Origin of the sequence: Klebsiella sp. K5-306 (genome assembly GCF_051835185.1) — a bacterium.
Lineage (GTDB): Bacteria > Pseudomonadota > Gammaproteobacteria > Enterobacterales > Enterobacteriaceae > Klebsiella > Klebsiella oxytoca.
In genome coordinates this window covers 174,785-190,462 of the sequence record NZ_JAIFJY010000003.1, presented here as the reverse complement: position 1 = coordinate 190,462, position 15,678 = coordinate 174,785, and the positions used below count along the sequence as shown (strand labels likewise).

At 57.1% G+C, this 15,678-nt stretch carries 11 protein-coding genes and 1 pseudogene; 5 read left to right on the top strand and 7 right to left on the bottom strand.

Features of this window, described 5'->3' with window-relative positions; all coding sequences use genetic code 11:
• Nucleotides 1-9: 9 nt before the first annotated feature.
• Both eutS and maeB read right to left on the bottom strand, forming a co-directional pair.
• Complete coding sequence (gene eutS, locus K2184_RS06645) at nucleotides 10-345, bottom strand: ethanolamine utilization microcompartment protein EutS (RefSeq protein WP_004104395.1); 336 nt, start codon at nucleotides 343-345, stop codon at nucleotides 10-12.
• A gap of 159 nt (nucleotides 346-504) precedes the next feature.
• Nucleotides 505-2,784: an NADP-dependent oxaloacetate-decarboxylating malate dehydrogenase gene (maeB, locus tag K2184_RS06640; RefSeq protein WP_004104396.1), complete on the bottom strand. Its 2,280-nt coding sequence runs from the start codon at nucleotides 2,782-2,784 to the stop codon at nucleotides 505-507.
• A gap of 289 nt (nucleotides 2,785-3,073) precedes the next feature.
• On the opposite strand from maeB, the gene tkt reads away from it, so the two are divergent.
• On the top strand, nucleotides 3,074-5,068 hold the full coding sequence (tkt, locus tag K2184_RS06635) for a transketolase (RefSeq protein ID WP_163525768.1): 1,995 nt from the start codon (nucleotides 3,074-3,076) through the stop codon (nucleotides 5,066-5,068).
• Here tkt and K2184_RS06630 read toward each other — a convergent pair.
• From K2184_RS06630 to aegA, 3 genes and pseudogenes are all read right to left on the bottom strand, one after another.
• Nucleotides 5,037-6,104 (bottom strand): DUF1176 domain-containing protein, encoded by a 1,068-nt coding sequence (locus K2184_RS06630; protein ID WP_163525771.1) that lies wholly within the window; start codon nucleotides 6,102-6,104, stop codon nucleotides 5,037-5,039. The genes tkt and K2184_RS06630 overlap by 32 nt on opposite strands.
• Nucleotides 6,105-6,169: 65 nt before the next feature.
• Nucleotides 6,170-6,767: pseudogene (gene nudK, locus K2184_RS06625) on the bottom strand (GDP-mannose pyrophosphatase NudK).
• Nucleotides 6,768-6,825: 58 nt separating this feature from the next.
• Nucleotides 6,826-8,790: a formate-dependent uric acid utilization protein AegA gene (gene aegA, locus K2184_RS06620; protein ID WP_032728615.1), complete on the bottom strand. Its 1,965-nt coding sequence runs from the start codon at nucleotides 8,788-8,790 to the stop codon at nucleotides 6,826-6,828.
• A gap of 373 nt (nucleotides 8,791-9,163) precedes the next feature.
• Between aegA and acrD the strand changes: the two genes are divergently transcribed.
• Entirely contained in the window at nucleotides 9,164-12,277 is a 3,114-nt protein-coding gene (acrD, locus tag K2184_RS06615; protein WP_163525769.1) for a multidrug efflux RND transporter permease AcrD, read from the top strand.
• 136 nt (nucleotides 12,278-12,413) lie between these two features.
• On the opposite strand, the gene ypfM is transcribed toward acrD, so the two are convergent.
• Entirely contained in the window at nucleotides 12,414-12,473 is a 60-nt protein-coding gene (ypfM, locus tag K2184_RS06610) for a protein YpfM (protein ID WP_100181659.1), read from the bottom strand.
• Nucleotides 12,474-12,859: 386 nt separating this feature from the next.
• Between ypfM and K2184_RS06605 the strand changes: the two genes are divergently transcribed.
• From K2184_RS06605 to K2184_RS06595, 3 genes are read left to right on the top strand one after another with little or no spacing between them, the layout of a single operon-like run.
• Nucleotides 12,860-13,213, top strand: a complete 354-nt coding sequence (locus K2184_RS06605) for an ArsC family reductase (protein ID WP_004104403.1) — start codon at nucleotides 12,860-12,862, stop codon at nucleotides 13,211-13,213.
• Nucleotides 13,214-13,216: 3 nt separating this feature from the next.
• Nucleotides 13,217-14,344 carry a succinyl-diaminopimelate desuccinylase gene (gene dapE, locus K2184_RS06600; RefSeq protein WP_004104405.1) on the top strand — a complete coding sequence of 376 codons (1,128 nt, stop codon included), beginning with the start codon at nucleotides 13,217-13,219 and terminating at the stop codon, nucleotides 14,342-14,344.
• Between the two features lie 27 nt (nucleotides 14,345-14,371).
• Nucleotides 14,372-14,575 carry a YpfN family protein gene (locus K2184_RS06595; RefSeq protein WP_049095255.1) on the top strand — a complete coding sequence of 68 codons (204 nt, stop codon included), beginning with the start codon at nucleotides 14,372-14,374 and terminating at the stop codon, nucleotides 14,573-14,575.
• Between the two features lie 357 nt (nucleotides 14,576-14,932).
• Here K2184_RS06595 and ypfH read toward each other — a convergent pair whose 3' ends face one another.
• On the bottom strand, nucleotides 14,933-15,631 hold the full coding sequence (gene ypfH / locus K2184_RS06590; protein ID WP_016809537.1) for an esterase: 699 nt from the start codon (nucleotides 15,629-15,631) through the stop codon (nucleotides 14,933-14,935).
• Between the last annotated feature and the right edge of the window lie 47 nt (nucleotides 15,632-15,678).

The window sequence follows — 15,678 nt, the reverse complement described above, 5'->3', positions numbered from 1 at the left end:
AGCCTCTAATTAGCTTTTAGTTAACTCGCAGAGGGTGTAATTTAATAATCGACCAAGCCCGCTAACCGTCTGAATCAGCGCCTCTTCAACCGCACCCACGGAGCCGTAAATCACCAGCGCGCCGCTGAACCTGTCGAGAAAACCGATATGCACATCGGCGGCTTTCATCGCTAAATCACCGGCGATCATGGCGGTTTCGCCAGGGGTTAAGGTCATAATGCCGATAGCGCCGGATTCGGGAACGCCGATCTTTTTCGCCAGTTCTGCCCCAGGGTGCGCAATCAGGTGCGCCAGCGTCACCTGCTTGCCGGGGACAAACTCCTGAATGATGCGTTCTTTATCCATAACTCACCGCTCCGCTAAAACTTGCGCTTATCGTGACAAGTTTCCGCTGGAGTAAATAACAAAATTCGGCAAGTTGATTTGAAAAGTGAGATAGATCACTTATAAACAGAAATAAAAAAGCGCGGGAGAATTCCCGCGCCTGAATTAATTAAATGATTATTACAGCGGCTGAGTTTGCGCTTCAACAACCGCCAGCGCGACCATATTCACGATACGCCGTACCGACGCAATTGGCGTCAGGATATGTACCGGCTTTGCGACACCCATTAGCACAGGCCCCACGGTCACGCCTTCCGAGCTGGAAACGCGAAGTAAGTTGTAACTAATACGGGCCGCTTCCATATTCGGCATCACCAGGATATTGGCTGAACCTTTCAGCGGGCTGTCCGGCATCCGCTCATTGCGAATGCTTTCCACCAGCGCGGCATCGCCGTGCATTTCGCCATCGATCATCAAATCCGGCGCCTGCGTCTTCACCAGCTCCAGCGCCTGGCGCATTTTGCTGGCGGACGGGCAGTCCGAAGAACCAAAGTTCGAGTGCGAAAGCAGCGCTACCCGCGGCTCAATCCCGAATCGACGAACGGTTTCTGCCGCCATCAGGGTGATTTCGGCAATTTGCTCCGGCGACGGATCGTGGTTAACGTAGGTGTCAGCGATAAAGGTGTTGCCGCTCGGCAGCAGCAGCGCATTCATCGCCCCTGCCGCATGAACCCCTTCGCGGTAGCCAAACAGCGGCTGTATTACGCTGTAGTGCTCGTGATAGTCGCCAATGGTGCCGCAGATCAACGCATCGGCTTCGCCGCGCTGCACCATGATCGCGCCGATGACCGTGGTATTGCTGATCACCGCCCGCTGCGCCTGCTCCTGGGTGATCCCGCGGCGCTTCATCAGGTTGTAATATTCGTTCCAGTACTCTTTAAAGCGCGGATCGGATTCGTTATTCACGATCTCAAAATCAACGCCGGCTTTGATCTGCAGCCCCAGCTTCTGAATACGCATCTCAATGACGCCGGGCCGGCCGATAAGGATTGGTTTCGCCAGCCCCAGGGAGACGAGTTCCTGAGTCGCGTGCAGCACGCGGGTATCTTCGCCTTCCGCCAGCACCACCCGCTTCGGCTCTTTGCGCGCCTGCGAGAAAATCGGCTTCATGAACAGATTCGTTTTGTAGACAAACTCGCTGAGCTTCTCGATGTAGGCATCAAAATCGGCGATTGGGCGCGTTGCGACGCCGGAGTCCATCGCCGCTTTCGCCACCGCCGGAGCAATCTTGACGATCAGCCGCGGGTCGAACGGCTTCGGAATGATATATTCCGCGCCGAAGCTCAGGTCCTGATCGCCGTAGGCGGAGGCCACCACTTCGCTCTGTTCTGCGTGAGCCAGTTCGGCAATCGCATGCACCGCCGCCAGCTTCATCTCTTCGTTAATCGCCGTTGCGCCGACGTCCAGCGCGCCGCGGAAGATGAACGGGAAGCACAGCACGTTGTTCACCTGGTTCGGATAGTCGGAGCGGCCGGTGCAGATAATGGCGTCGGAGCGCACCTCTTTCGCCAGCGGCGGCAGAATTTCCGGCTCAGGGTTAGCCAGCGCCAGAATCATCGGCGCGCGGGCCATCTTTTTAACCATTTCCTGGGTCAGCACTTTCGGGCCCGAGCAGCCGAGGAAAATATCCGCCCCGTCAATCACATCATCCAGCGTACGTTTGCCGCTGTCTTCTACCGCATAGGCCGCTTTCGTCTCCGCCATATTCGGCTCACGGCCCTTATAGATAACCCCTTTCGAGTCGCAGACCACAATGTTGTGTTTCTGCATTCCCAGCGCCACCAGCAGGTTCATACAGGCAATCGCCGCCGCGCCCGCGCCTGATACGACCATCCGCACGTCGGAGATATTTTTCTCCACCACCCGCAGACCGTTCAGAATCGCCGCGGTACTGATAATCGCCGTCCCGTGCTGATCGTCATGGAAGACCGGAATATTCATGCGCTCGCGCAGCTTCTGCTCAATGTAGAAGCACTCCGGCGCTTTGATATCTTCGAGGTTGATACCGCCGAAGGTCGGCTCCAGCGCTGCAACGACATTGATAAATTTGTCCGGGTCAAGCTCATCGACTTCAATATCGAATACATCGATACCGGCGAATTTTTTAAACAGAACGCCTTTACCTTCCATTACCGGCTTACCGGCCAGCGCGCCGATATTGCCCAGTCCCAGCACCGCCGTGCCGTTGGACACCACCGCCACAAGGTTGCCGCGGGCGGTATATTTATAGGCTGCCAGCGGATCCTTCTCGATTTCCAGACAGGGGGCGGCGACACCCGGCGAGTAGGCCAGAGCCAGATCGCGTTGGGTAGCAAGCGGTTTTGTCGGGGAGACCTGGATTTTTCCGGGGACCGGGAATTCGTGGAAATCAAGGGCGCTTTGTTTTAACTGCTCATCCATTTTATCGTTCCTTTCACGTATCGATCGTAGGGGGTGAAACGTAATGGCGTACCTGGTGTTCACCCTAAAGGGCTACCTAGTATCTCGCCTGACGGCTTCGTAAACTTTGAACACCGCCATACTCTCGCCATAACAAAGTTATGTTTGTTATCGATTTATAATGTTTATGTAACTTAGATTCGGAGGCAATGATAGCCCCGTCTGCTATGCTTTTTAGTTATGCAACTCATCACCCTCTCTATCCTAAACCAATAAAAACTCATGCAACTCATTGTTTCAGGAGCACATTATGTCCCGTAGAGAACTAGCCAACGCCATCCGCGCCCTGAGTATGGATGCAGTACAGAAAGCCAACTCCGGCCACCCTGGCGCGCCAATGGGTATGGCCGATATCGCCGAGGTGCTGTGGAACGATTTCCTTAAGCACAATCCTGAAGACCCAAAATGGTACGACCGCGACCGTTTTATTCTCTCCAACGGTCACGCATCAATGCTGCTCTACAGCCTGCTGCATCTGACGGGTTACGATCTGCCCATCGAAGAGATAAAAAACTTCCGTCAGCTGCATTCAAAAACCCCGGGTCACCCGGAGATTGGCTATACGCCGGGGGTGGAAACCACCACCGGTCCGCTGGGGCAAGGACTGGCAAATGCCGTGGGTCTGGCTATCGCCGAGCGCACGCTGGCGGCGCAGTTTAACCAGCCGGAACACGAAATTGTCGATCACTTCACCTACGTGTTTATGGGCGATGGCTGCCTGATGGAGGGGATTTCTCATGAAGTGTGTTCCCTGGCGGGGACGTTAGGACTGGGCAAGCTGATCGGTTTCTACGACCACAACGGCATTTCCATTGATGGTGAAACCAAAGGCTGGTTTACCGATGACACGGCAAAACGCTTTGAGGCCTATCACTGGCATGTGGTGCATGAAATTGACGGCCACGACCCCGAAGCCGTGAAGAAAGCGATTCTGGAAGCCCAGAGCGTGAAGGACAAACCCTCGCTGATTATCTGCCGTACGGTGATAGGCTTCGGTTCGCCGAATAAAGCCGGGAAAGAAGAGGCCCACGGCGCCGCGCTGGGGGAACAGGAAGTGACGCTGGCGCGTCAGAAACTCGGCTGGCATCACCCGGCGTTTGAGATCCCGAAAGAGATTTACCGTGCCTGGGATGCGCGTGAAAAAGGGCAAAAGGCGCAGAAAAGCTGGCAGGAGAAGTTTGCTGCGTATCAGCAGGCCCATCCGCAGCTGGCGGCGGAGTTTACGCGGCGCATGAGCGGCGGACTGCCTGAGTCGTGGGATGAAACGACGCAGAAGTATATCGCCGATCTGCAGGCTAACCCGGCGAAAATCGCCACCCGTAAGGCTTCGCAAAATGCCCTCGATGCCTACGGCCCGCACCTGCCGGAACTGCTGGGCGGCTCCGCCGACCTCGCGCCCAGCAACCTGACCATCTGGAAAGGGTCGACTTCGCTGAAAGAGGATCCGGCGGGTAACTATATCCACTACGGCGTTCGTGAATTCGGGATGACGGCCATCGCCAACGGCATCGCGCATCACGGCGGGTTTGTGCCCTATACCGCCACTTTCCTCATGTTCGTCGAATATGCCCGCAACGCGGCGCGTATGGCGGCGCTGATGAAAGCGCGGCAAATCATGGTCTATACCCACGACTCCATCGGTCTCGGCGAAGATGGCCCGACGCACCAGGCGGTCGAACAGCTGGCCAGCCTGCGCCTGACGCCAAATTTTAGCACCTGGCGACCGTGCGATCAGGTAGAAGCCGCGGTGGCGTGGAAGCTGGCGGTAGAGCGCCATAGCGGACCGACGGCGCTGATCCTCTCCAGGCAAAATCTGGCGCAAATGGCGCGCACGCCGGAGCAGGTACAGAATATCGCCCGCGGCGGCTACGTGCTGAAGGACGCAGGCGGCAAGCCGGACCTGATCCTGATAGCCACCGGTTCGGAAGTCGAGATAACCGTGCTGGCGGCGGAGAAGCTGCTGGCCAAAGGGGTGAACGTGCGCGTGGTTTCGCTGCCATCGACCGATGTCTTTGATGCGCAGGATGAGGCGTATCGGGAATCCGTCCTGCCCTCGGACGTCAGCGCCCGCATCGCCGTCGAAGCCGGCATCGCCGACTACTGGTATAAATACGTGGGGCTAAAAGGAAAAATCGTCGGTATGACCGGCTATGGCGAATCCGCGCCGGCCGATAAGCTCTTCCCTTACTTCGGCTTTACCGTTGAGCATATCGTCAGCGTAGCGAATGAGCTACAGAACGGGTAACCCATAGCGTGGGCCAGGCGTCTGGCCCCTGCCAGTTATCGCACTGCGGCTGCTGCGCGTAGCGTACCAGGCTAAACCGCTGGCCGTCATAACGCCAGCGCGTTTGGATACCGCAATCGCCGGGTGCGCGCCCTTTATCGAGGGTCACCAGTTCCTGATGCCGATCGTCGTAGCTGGCGTTCACCAGCTCGACGTCACGCGGCGCATCGCCGGGTGGCTGGAAGGGCAGCGTGAGTCGTACCGGGTGAGCAATATATGGCCGCTGGCGCGAAACCAGCCAGGCCAGCCAAATGGTATTGTAGGCGCCCGCTTCGCAGCTGGTCATCAGCAGGACCTTCTCGTCGGTCAGCGCGGACACCCGTACCTCGCGGCGAAACGGATCCAGCGAACAGGCGCTGCTGTTCATGCGCTCATTGCCATAATCCATCAGATCGTTAAGTTCATCGCGGCTCAGGGGCGACTGCGCCCCCTCCATTTTCACCACCGATCGCAGCGCCGGCGCAGGCGGTACGCTGAGCGGCGGCTCTTCTCCCTTGCCGACCCATGCGGTCTCGCTCCCCACCCGCTTTTGCCGGCTATCAATAAACAGCAGGGCGGCTTTGAGCCCCTGCAGAGAAACAGTCTGGAGACCCTTTTCAAGCGTGATGGTCTGCGCGTTTTGCACTTGCTGCAGGAATGCGTCAATGGTGACGTTATCGTCAGTTTTCAGCAGTTTGTCGGCAATCTGCCAGTGTGTATCGCTCAAGGCCAGGGGTTTGCCTTCGAGCTGAAGCCGGGGCGCTATCGGCGCCAGCGCCGCCACCGGGTTACCCACGCCTCCCAGCTCAATACGCAGGCTGGCGCTGGTTGCCGCTCCGGCGCTGCGGGTAAGGGTCATCACCAGGCCGTGGTGTAGCCCGACGTTGCGGGCTACGCAGAAGTTCTGATTGTTGCAGGTCACCTGCCAGTCGCTGAAGAGCTGTTGCGCCGGCGCCGCCCGCACCAGCGATGCCGGCAGCAAACCGCAAAGCAGAAACAAAATAACCCGATACCACATGAGCGGCACAACCCCGATGAACACGCCATAAACAGCGGCTATGTTCGCCAGCGGCGAGGTTTTACTCAATCGGATTTATCAGAGATCCCCGTTCATCAGCCCGGAGTTTTGCAAATATTGCAGCAGGATCACCGCTTTGCCGTCGCGGATTTCCCCGTTGGCCATCATCTCCAGCGCCCGATGATAAGGGAGCTCCAGCACCTCGATCTCTTCATCATCAACGCCGCCACCGTCGTTGGCCCGCTGGGTATCGTTATATTCGGCAATAAAGAAATGGATAAGCTCGGTGACGCCGCCGGGCGACATAAACAGTTCAAACAGTTTGCGCACTTCGCCGACTTCGAAGCCGGTCTCTTCAATGGCTTCTTTACGCACGCACGCCTCCGGCTCGTCGCTATCCAGCAGCCCGGCGCAGGTTTCGATCAACATCCCGTCTTCGTTGCCGTTTACCCAGGTCGCGATGCGGAACTGGCGAACCAGCACGACGGTCTGCTTATGGCGGTTATACAGCAAGATGGTCGCACCGTTGCCGCGATCGTAGACTTCGCGTTTATGGCGAACCACGCTGCCGTCGCTGCGCGTCAGCTCATAGGTCATGTTGCGCAAAACGAACCAGTTTTCGGAGAGGATTTTATCTTTGATAATGTTGATATTGAGTGACATACGGGCCCCACAGCGTGAAATAACGATGTCATACTACGCTGCGGAACCCGCTTTGTCGTTAGTGAAGCGGAATCGATTTAACCTCGAGGAAGTCCATGATCCCCTGCGCCGCGTGGCGGCCTTCCGCCATTGCAGTTACCACCAGATCGGCGCCGCGCACCGCATCGCCGCCGGCAAACACCTTACGATGAGTGGTCTGGTAACGATAGCGACTTTCCACATTGGCCTTAATTCGGCCGCGGCTGTCGAGCTTCACGCCCACCGATTCCAGCCACGGCATACCGTGCGGATGGAAACCGAAGGCCATAATCACCGCATCGGCGGGCATCACGAACTCGCTTCCGGGGATTGGCGAAGGGCTGCGGCGTCCCTGTGCATCCGGCGCACCAAGCTGGGTTCGCAGGAAGCGCACGCCGTTGACGTGCCCCTCTTCGTTCAGCTCCAGGGTGACCGGCTGGACGTTAAATTCAAATAATGCCCCCTCTTCGCGCGCGTTTTTCACCTCTTTCTTCGAACCGGGCATGTTGGCTTCATCGCGACGATAGGCGCAGGTGACCTGCTTTGCGCCGTGGCGCAGCGCGGTGCGCACGCAGTCCATCGCCGTATCGCCGCCGCCGAGTACCACGACGTTCAGCCCCTCGGTATTGACGTAAGGCTCTTCCGGCAGCTCCAGCAGCCCCATAACCTGTTTAGTATTCGCGATCAGAAACGGCAGCGCATCGTAAACGCCGGGCGCGTCTTCATTCGGCAGATCCGCTTTCATGGAGCGATAGGTACCTGCGCCAATAAATACCGCATCATATTCATCAAGCAGCGTCGTCAGCGGAATATCCTTGCCTATTTCGCAGTTCAGCTCAAAGCGCACGCCCATCCGGGTGAAGATTTCACGCCGCCGGGCAAGCAGGGATTTATCCAGCTTGAAGGCCGGAATGCCAAAGGTCAGCAGGCCGCCGATTTCCGGATGGCGGTCAAACACCACCGGGCTTACGCCGTTGCGCACCAGCCGGTCGGCGCAGGCGAGACCGGCTGGACCGGCGCCGATAATCGCCACCCGCTTACCGCTGTTCACGACCTGCGAAAGATCCGGCCGCCAGCCGTTGGCCAGCGCCTGGTCGGAGATATAGCGTTCAATGTTGCCGATAGTCACCGAACCGTGCTCATCGCGCAGCGTGCAGGCCCCTTCGCACAGGCGGTCCTGCGGGCAGACGCGACCGGTTATTTCCGGCAGGCAGTTGGTCTGATGAGAAAGCTCAACGGCGGCGGCGATATCCCCCTCTTTCACCCGCTCAATCCACTGCGGAATATGGTTGTGCAGCGGGCAGGTCCATTCACAAATGCTGTGTTCGCCGCATTTCAGGCAGCGTTCCGCCTCGTGATTGGCCTGTCCGGCGCTGAACGGAAGATAAATTTCGGCAAAATTAGCCTTACGCGCTGCGGCGGATAGCTTGTCGGGCTCGCCGCGCGGCGGCGTCGCGGCCATCTGTGCGACTTTCCCGGCGGAGCAAGATGCCATCGGGGCGCCGGGGTGACCCAGACGCGCCGCGCGCTGACGCCGCTGTTTCGCCAGATTCATCAGCGTGCTGTCCGTCGCCAGCTCCAGCGCCCCGGCCGGGCAGTTTTGCACGCAGGCAGGCCCCTCTTCGCGACCGTTACACAAATCGCACTTATGCGCCGTCGCTTTGACTCTGCCCTCCTGTACCGGCGTCAGGACGATTTGCATCACGCCAAACGGGCAGGCAACCATACAGGATTTACAGCCGATGCATTTTTCCTGATTCACCTGGACGCTGCCGTTAAGCTGGCTGATGGCGTCATTTGGACAACTGCGGGCGCACGGCGCGCCTTCACAGTGGTGACAGGTTACTGCGTTACGCTTTTGCTCATTTTTGATAACCGTAATGCGCGGCAAAAAACGCTGCGGGGTCAATACATGCTGCTCATCGTTATGCGCCATGACGCAGGCAACTTCACAAGCCTTGCATCCGATGCACTTATGACTATCGCTTAAAATAAAGTGGTTCATGACATCCTTCAGTCTTATTGGTGAATAACCCCTCAATTCGCATGACTATCTATTACCCGACAAGGCGGGGCTGGAACAATGTGCAATTGCACAGGTCGCCGATTTTTTGGTAATAACCCGAGTTGGATCAATTTTTTTGACTTAAATGAAATTACGTTTTATTTAGCTAAGTGATAATAGGCCGCGTCTGCGGCGACGGGTAGAAAGGATGACGTCGGTAGAGGGAGAAGGACGGTTCTTTACGCTGCCATAAAAGGCACACGATAAATTACACTATCTCCTTATTTTCTCCACGATTGCCTGCGCCCTTGCCGCTAGAGTGTCACAGGCTCTGCAATAACAAAAAAATGTGCAAAATGAGGTCCTAATTCTGATGGCGAATTTTTTTATCGATCGCCCCATTTTTGCGTGGGTTCTGGCAATCCTGTTATGCCTGACCGGTACGCTCGCAATTTTGTCGCTTCCCGTTGAGCAATATCCCGAACTTGCCCCTCCTAACGTCAGGATCGCAGCAAACTATCCCGGGGCCTCAGCACAAACGCTGGAAAATACCGTTACCCAGGTTATCGAGCAGAATATGACCGGCCTCGACAACCTGATGTACATGTCATCCCAGAGCAGCGGCACCGGGCAAGCCACCGTGACGCTAAGCTTTACCGCCGGTACCGATCCGGACGAAGCCGTCCAGCAGGTGCAGAACCAGCTGCAGTCGGCGATGCGTAAACTCCCGCAGGCCGTCCAGAACCAGGGCGTGACGGTGCGTAAAACCGGGGACACCAACATCCTGACGATTGCGTTCGTCTCTACCGATGGCAGCATGGATAAACAGGATATCGCCGACTACGTCGCCAGTAACATTCAGGACCCGCTCAGCCGGGTAAACGGCGTCGGCGACATTGACGCCTATGGTTCCCAGTATTCGATGCGTATCTGGCTCGATCCGGCCAAACTCAACAGTTTTCAGATGACGGCAAAAGACGTCACCGATGCCATCTCTTCACAGAACGCGCAGATTGCCGTCGGCCAGCTGGGCGGTACGCCTTCGGTAGATAAACAGGCGCTCAACGCGACAATTAATTCGCAATCGCTGTTACAAACCCCGGAACAGTTCCGCAATATCACCCTTCGGGTTAATCAGGACGGCTCGGAAGTTACCCTTGGCGACGTCGCGACCGTGGAAATGGGAGCGGAGAAATACGATTACCTCAGCCGCTACAACCGCCAGGCGGCTTCCGGGCTGGGGGTTAAGCTGGCCTCTGGCGCAAACGAAATGGCGACCGCCGAACGCGTCATCAGCCGTCTGAACGAGCTGTCGCAATACTTCCCGCATGGTCTGGAATATAAAGTCGCTTACGAAACCACCTCATTCGTTAAGGCGTCGATTACCGACGTGGTGAAAACGCTGCTCGAAGCCATCGCGCTGGTGTTCCTCGTCATGTATCTGTTCTTGCAGAACTTCCGCGCGACATTAATCCCAACCATCGCCGTTCCGGTGGTGCTAATGGGGACTTTCGCCGTCCTCTACGCCTGCGGCTACAGCATCAACACCTTGACCATGTTTGCGGTGGTGCTGGCGATAGGCCTGCTGGTGGACGACGCCATCGTGGTGGTGGAAAACGTCGAGCGTATCATGAGCGAGGAGGGCCTCTCGCCGCGTGAAGCGACGCGAAAATCGATGGGGCAAATTCAGGGTGCGCTGGTCGGTATCGCCATGGTTCTATCGGCAGTATTCGTGCCAATGGCCTTCTTCGGCGGCACCACCGGCGCGATTTATCGTCAGTTCTCGATCACCATCGTCTCGGCAATGGTGCTGTCGGTTCTGGTGGCGATGATCCTTACCCCGGCGCTGTGCGCCACGCTGCTCAAACCGGTGCATAAAGGCGAAACCCACGGGCAACGGGGTTTCTTTGGCTGGTTTAACCGCACGTTTAACCGCAACGCCAGCCGCTACGAAACCGCCGTCGGCAAAATTCTTCACCGTTCGCTGCGCTGGATAATGATCTACGTCCTGCTGCTGGGGGGGATGGTGTTTCTGTTCCTGCATCTGCCAACGTCATTCCTGCCGCTGGAAGACCGCGGCATGTTTACCACGTCGGTGCAATTGCCCAGCGGTTCGACCCAGCAGCAAACCCTGAAGGTGGTCCAGCAGGCGGAAGACTATTTCCTGAAAAACGAAAAACAAAACGTCGAATCGGTGTTCGCCACCATCGGCTCCGGCCCCGGCGGCAACGGACAGAACGTAGCGCGTATGTTCGTTCGCCTGAAGGACTGGGACCAACGCGATCCTACAACCGGTTCCTCTTTCGCTATCATCGAACGCGCGACCAAAGCGTTTAACAAAATAAAAGAAGCTCGCGTCTTTGCCAGCAGCCCGCCGGCCATCAGCGGCCTGGGCAGTTCCGCCGGTTTCGATATGGAACTGGAAGACCATGCGGGCAACGGACACGAAGCGCTGATGGCCGCTCGCGATACCCTACTGGAGCTGGCCGCTAAAAATAACCAGCTGACCCGCGTTCGCCACAACGGCCTTGACGATAGCCCGCAGCTACAGGTGGATATCGATCAGCGCAAAGCCCAGGCGCTGGGCGTCTCCATCGATGATATCAACGACACCCTCCAGACCGCGTGGGGGTCAAGCTACGTCAACGACTTTATTGACCGCGGCCGCGTGAAGAAGGTCTATGTTCAGGCGGCCGCGCCGTATCGCATGCTGCCGGACGACATTAATCTGTGGTACGTACGCAACAGCAGCGGCACGATGGTGCCCTTCTCCGCTTTCGCCACCTCCCGCTGGGAGACCGGTTCGCCGCGTCTGGAGCGCTACAACGGCTATTCAGCGGTAGAAATCGTCGGTGAAGCCGCGCCGGGCGTCAGTACCGGTACCGCGATGACAATTATGGAAGAGCTGGCCCGCCAGCTGCCAAACGGCTTTGGCCTTGAATGGACGGCGATGTCGTATCAGGAGCGCCTCTCCGGCGCGCAGGCTCCGGCGCTGTACGCCATTTCGCTGCTGGTCGTGTTCCTGTGCCTGGCGGCGCTGTACGAAAGCTGGTCGGTGCCGTTCTCTGTGATGCTGGTGGTGCCGCTGGGGGTCATCGGCGCCCTGCTGGCGACCTGGATGCGCGGTCTGGAAAACGATGTCTACTTCCAGGTGGGACTGCTGACGGTGATCGGTCTGTCGGCGAAGAACGCCATTCTCATTGTCGAGTTTGCCAATGAGCTGAATCAGAAAGGCGAGGACCTGCTTACCGCCACGCTCTCCGCCTGTCGCCAGCGTCTGCGGCCGATCCTGATGACCTCGCTGGCGTTTATCTTCGGCGTGCTGCCGATGGCCACCAGTACCGGTGCGGGTTCCGGCAGTCAGCATGCCGTTGGCACCGGGGTCATGGGCGGGATGATTTCAGCCACGGTGCTGGCAATCTTCTTCGTACCGCTGTTTTTCGTGCTGGTGCGTCGTCGCTTCCCGCTCAAGGAACGGCCGCAATAATCAGGATGCGCCCTGGCGATATGTCGCCGGAGCCAAATAACAGAAAAGGCGACCGGATGTGTCGCCTTTTTGATGTGGTCGCTTCAACTGCATTATTATTCTGCCTGTGAAATCGCCATGCTTTTATTGCGGAAATCTATTTACGAAGCATGCCTTCGATAAAGTCTTTCCAGTTCCCCAGTTCATGTTCAATCATAATAGCCTCTCTTATTATTATGGGTGATTTTATGCAAATTCATTGATGGTTAAAAGCGCGTTTGCGCTATCGTTCTGATAACTCTAATTACCCCCTGCGGAATGATTTCTTTCGTTTGTAAGTACTATGACCCGATTCCGGGCATTTTAATGTGACCGACAGCAACAATTAGCAACATTTGTTCATCAGCCAGAAGCGCCTGGCGCCGCCTTATGGCCAGCACTGGTCGCGGCCAATCGCTCAAAAAACAGCCAGAATGTAACGTTAAATATCTCTGGCGGGGAAAAAACGATATTTATTAATGTAATTCACGTATTATTTATTCAGGGTTTATATATTCGGAAGATTCTTAGCTAATCATTTAATTCAACGGAAAAGGTTTAATCATGCTCACCATGTACGGGATAAAAAACTGCGACACCATTAAAAAGGCCCGCCGCTGGCTGGAAGCCCATCAGATAGAATATCGCTTTCATGATTATCGTGTCGATGGCCTGGATCGCAATTTATTAGACACCTTTATTGCCGAGCTCGGCTGGGAAGCGCTGCTCAATACTCGCGGTACGACCTGGCGCAAGCTGGACGAAACGGTTCGCACCGGTATCAATAACGCCGACGCCGCGGCGAAACTGATGCTGGAAATGCCGGCAATCATCAAACGCCCATTGCTCTGCGCGCCCGGTCAGCCTATGCTGCTGGGTTTCAGTGAATCAAGTTATCAGCAGTTTAACGAGGTGTAGTCTATGTCTTGCCCGGTCATTGAGCTGGCTCAGCAGCTTATTCGCCGCCCTTCCCTCAGCCCCGATGATGCGGGATGCCAGGCGTTAATGATTGAACGTCTGCGTGCGATTGGCTTTACCGTTGAACCGATGGATTTCGGGGATACCCAAAACTTCTGGGCCTGGCGCGGGCGCGGGGAAACGCTGGCGTTTGCCGGCCATACCGATGTCGTTCCGTCGGGCGACGCCGATCGCTGGATTAACCCCCCCTTTGAACCCACCATTCGCGACGGCATGCTGTTTGGCCGCGGCGCCGCAGATATGAAAGGCTCGCTCGCGGCGATGGTGGTCGCGGCAGAACGCTTTGTGGCTCAGTATCCGAATCATAAAGGTCGTCTGGCCTTCCTGATCACTTCAGATGAAGAGGCCAGCGCCAAAAACGGTACCGTAAAGGTTGTTGAAGCGCTGATGGCGCGCAATGAGCGCCTGGATTATTGCCTGGTCGGCGAACCGTCCAGCACCGAAGTCGTCGGCGATGTCGTCAAAAACGGCCGTCGCGGCTCGCTGACCTGCAACCTGACCATTCACGGCGTACAGGGGCACGTGGCCTATCCGCATCTCGCCGATAACCCGGTCCACCGCGCCGCCCCGATGCTGGCGGAACTGGTGAACATCGAATGGGATAAGGGCAACGAATTCTTTCCGCCGACCAGTATGCAAATCGCTAACGTGCAGTCCGGGACCGGCAGCAACAACGTCATTCCCGGCGACATGTTCGTCCAGTTCAACTTCCGCTTTAGCACTGAGCTGACCGATGAAATGATTAAAGCGCGCGTCGTGGCGCTGCTGGAGAAATACGAACTGCGCTACAGCGTGGACTGGTGGCTCTCGGGGCAGCCGTTCCTGACCAGCCGCGGTAAGCTGGTTGATGCGGTGGTTAACGCTATTGAGCACTATAATGAAATAAAACCGCAACTGCTGACTAACGGCGGCACGTCCGACGGGCGCTTTATCGCGCGTATGGGCGCGCAGGTGGTTGAACTGGGGCCAGTGAATGCCACCATTCATAAAATAAACGAGTGTGTGAATGCCGCCGACCTCCAGCTACTGGCGCGGATGTATCAACGCATTATGGAGCAGCTGGTCGCCTGACGGCATCAATAGAGAAGAGGTAAGCGCATGGATTGGCTATCGAAGTACTGGTGGGTCCTGGTGTTGGTATTTTTGGTGGGCGTGATGATCAACGTGATTAAAGATCTTACCCGCGTTGATCATAAAAAATTTCTCAACAATAAACCGGAGCTGCCGCCGCACCGCGACTTCAATGATAAGTGGGATGACGATGACGACTGGCCGAAGAACGACCCGTCAAAGAAAAAGTAACATCTTTTTTGTTAGGTTTTCCCGGTAGCGCATCGCTGAGGAGGCAACGGGTTTACAGCCCGTAAGCGGGCCGGTAGCCCGGACAGATGCGCAGCATCGCCTCCGGGAAATGATTCCACTCTGCGCTCTTATCCCGGGGGCGGCGCTTAACGCGCCTTGCCCGGGCTACGGGTTTACAGCCCATCTGCGGGCCGGTAGCCCGGACAGATGGGCAGCATCGCCTCCGGGAAATGATTCCACTCTGCTCCCTTTCCCCGGGTGCGGCGCTTAACGCGCCTTGCCCGGGCTACGGGTTTACAGCCCGTCAGCGGGCCGGTAGCCCGGACAGATGCGCAGCATCGCCTCCGGGTTTATTATTTATAGCAGTTCAATAATATCGCTGTCTTTCGGCGTGCTGCCGCTGAGCGCTTCGTCGAAATAGTGCTTCGGTACGGTAAAGCGCAGATGATCGAGAGCAAACTGCATGCTGCGATCGTCAATCGCGTGCCCCAGATCCTCAACGATATCCAGCGTCACATCCCCGCCGGCCTGCTGCAACGCCTCCTGCCCCGCAACCGCCCACGCCAGATCGATAACCCGATCTTCACCGCCGTGGATCAGGTGAATCGTGGTCGCGGTCGTCGCCGTCTCGGGCAGAGTCGCATAGCGGCCGTTGAAGGCAATCACCCGCGATGCCAGACCCGGTTCGGCTTTAATGCTTTCCAGCGACATAATCGCCCCCTGCGAGAAGCCGATCAGCGCCGTCGCCTGCGGGCTGACGCCGCTCTGTTGTTGCCAGTAGCGCACCGTTTCAATAAAGGTCGGCATAATCGCATCTACGCGCTGCTGGCGATTTTCTTCGCTGACGCCCTGGACAGAAAACCACTGGCGTCCCGGAGCCGGGCCGCACGGCTCCGCGCCGCCGATGCTGACGATAAGCGCATCGGGAAAGAGCGGCGCAAACCAGCTACCGATTTGCCCCATGGCCACCGGGTTATCGCCGACGCCATGAAACAGCAGCAGCAGTTGCTGTGCAGGTGTTGCGGGGCTTTGAACAATAAAATGATCGTGTTTCATGGCTGTCTCCTTAATGTCTGCAAGGAAGTTTACGCCGCGGAGGGAAT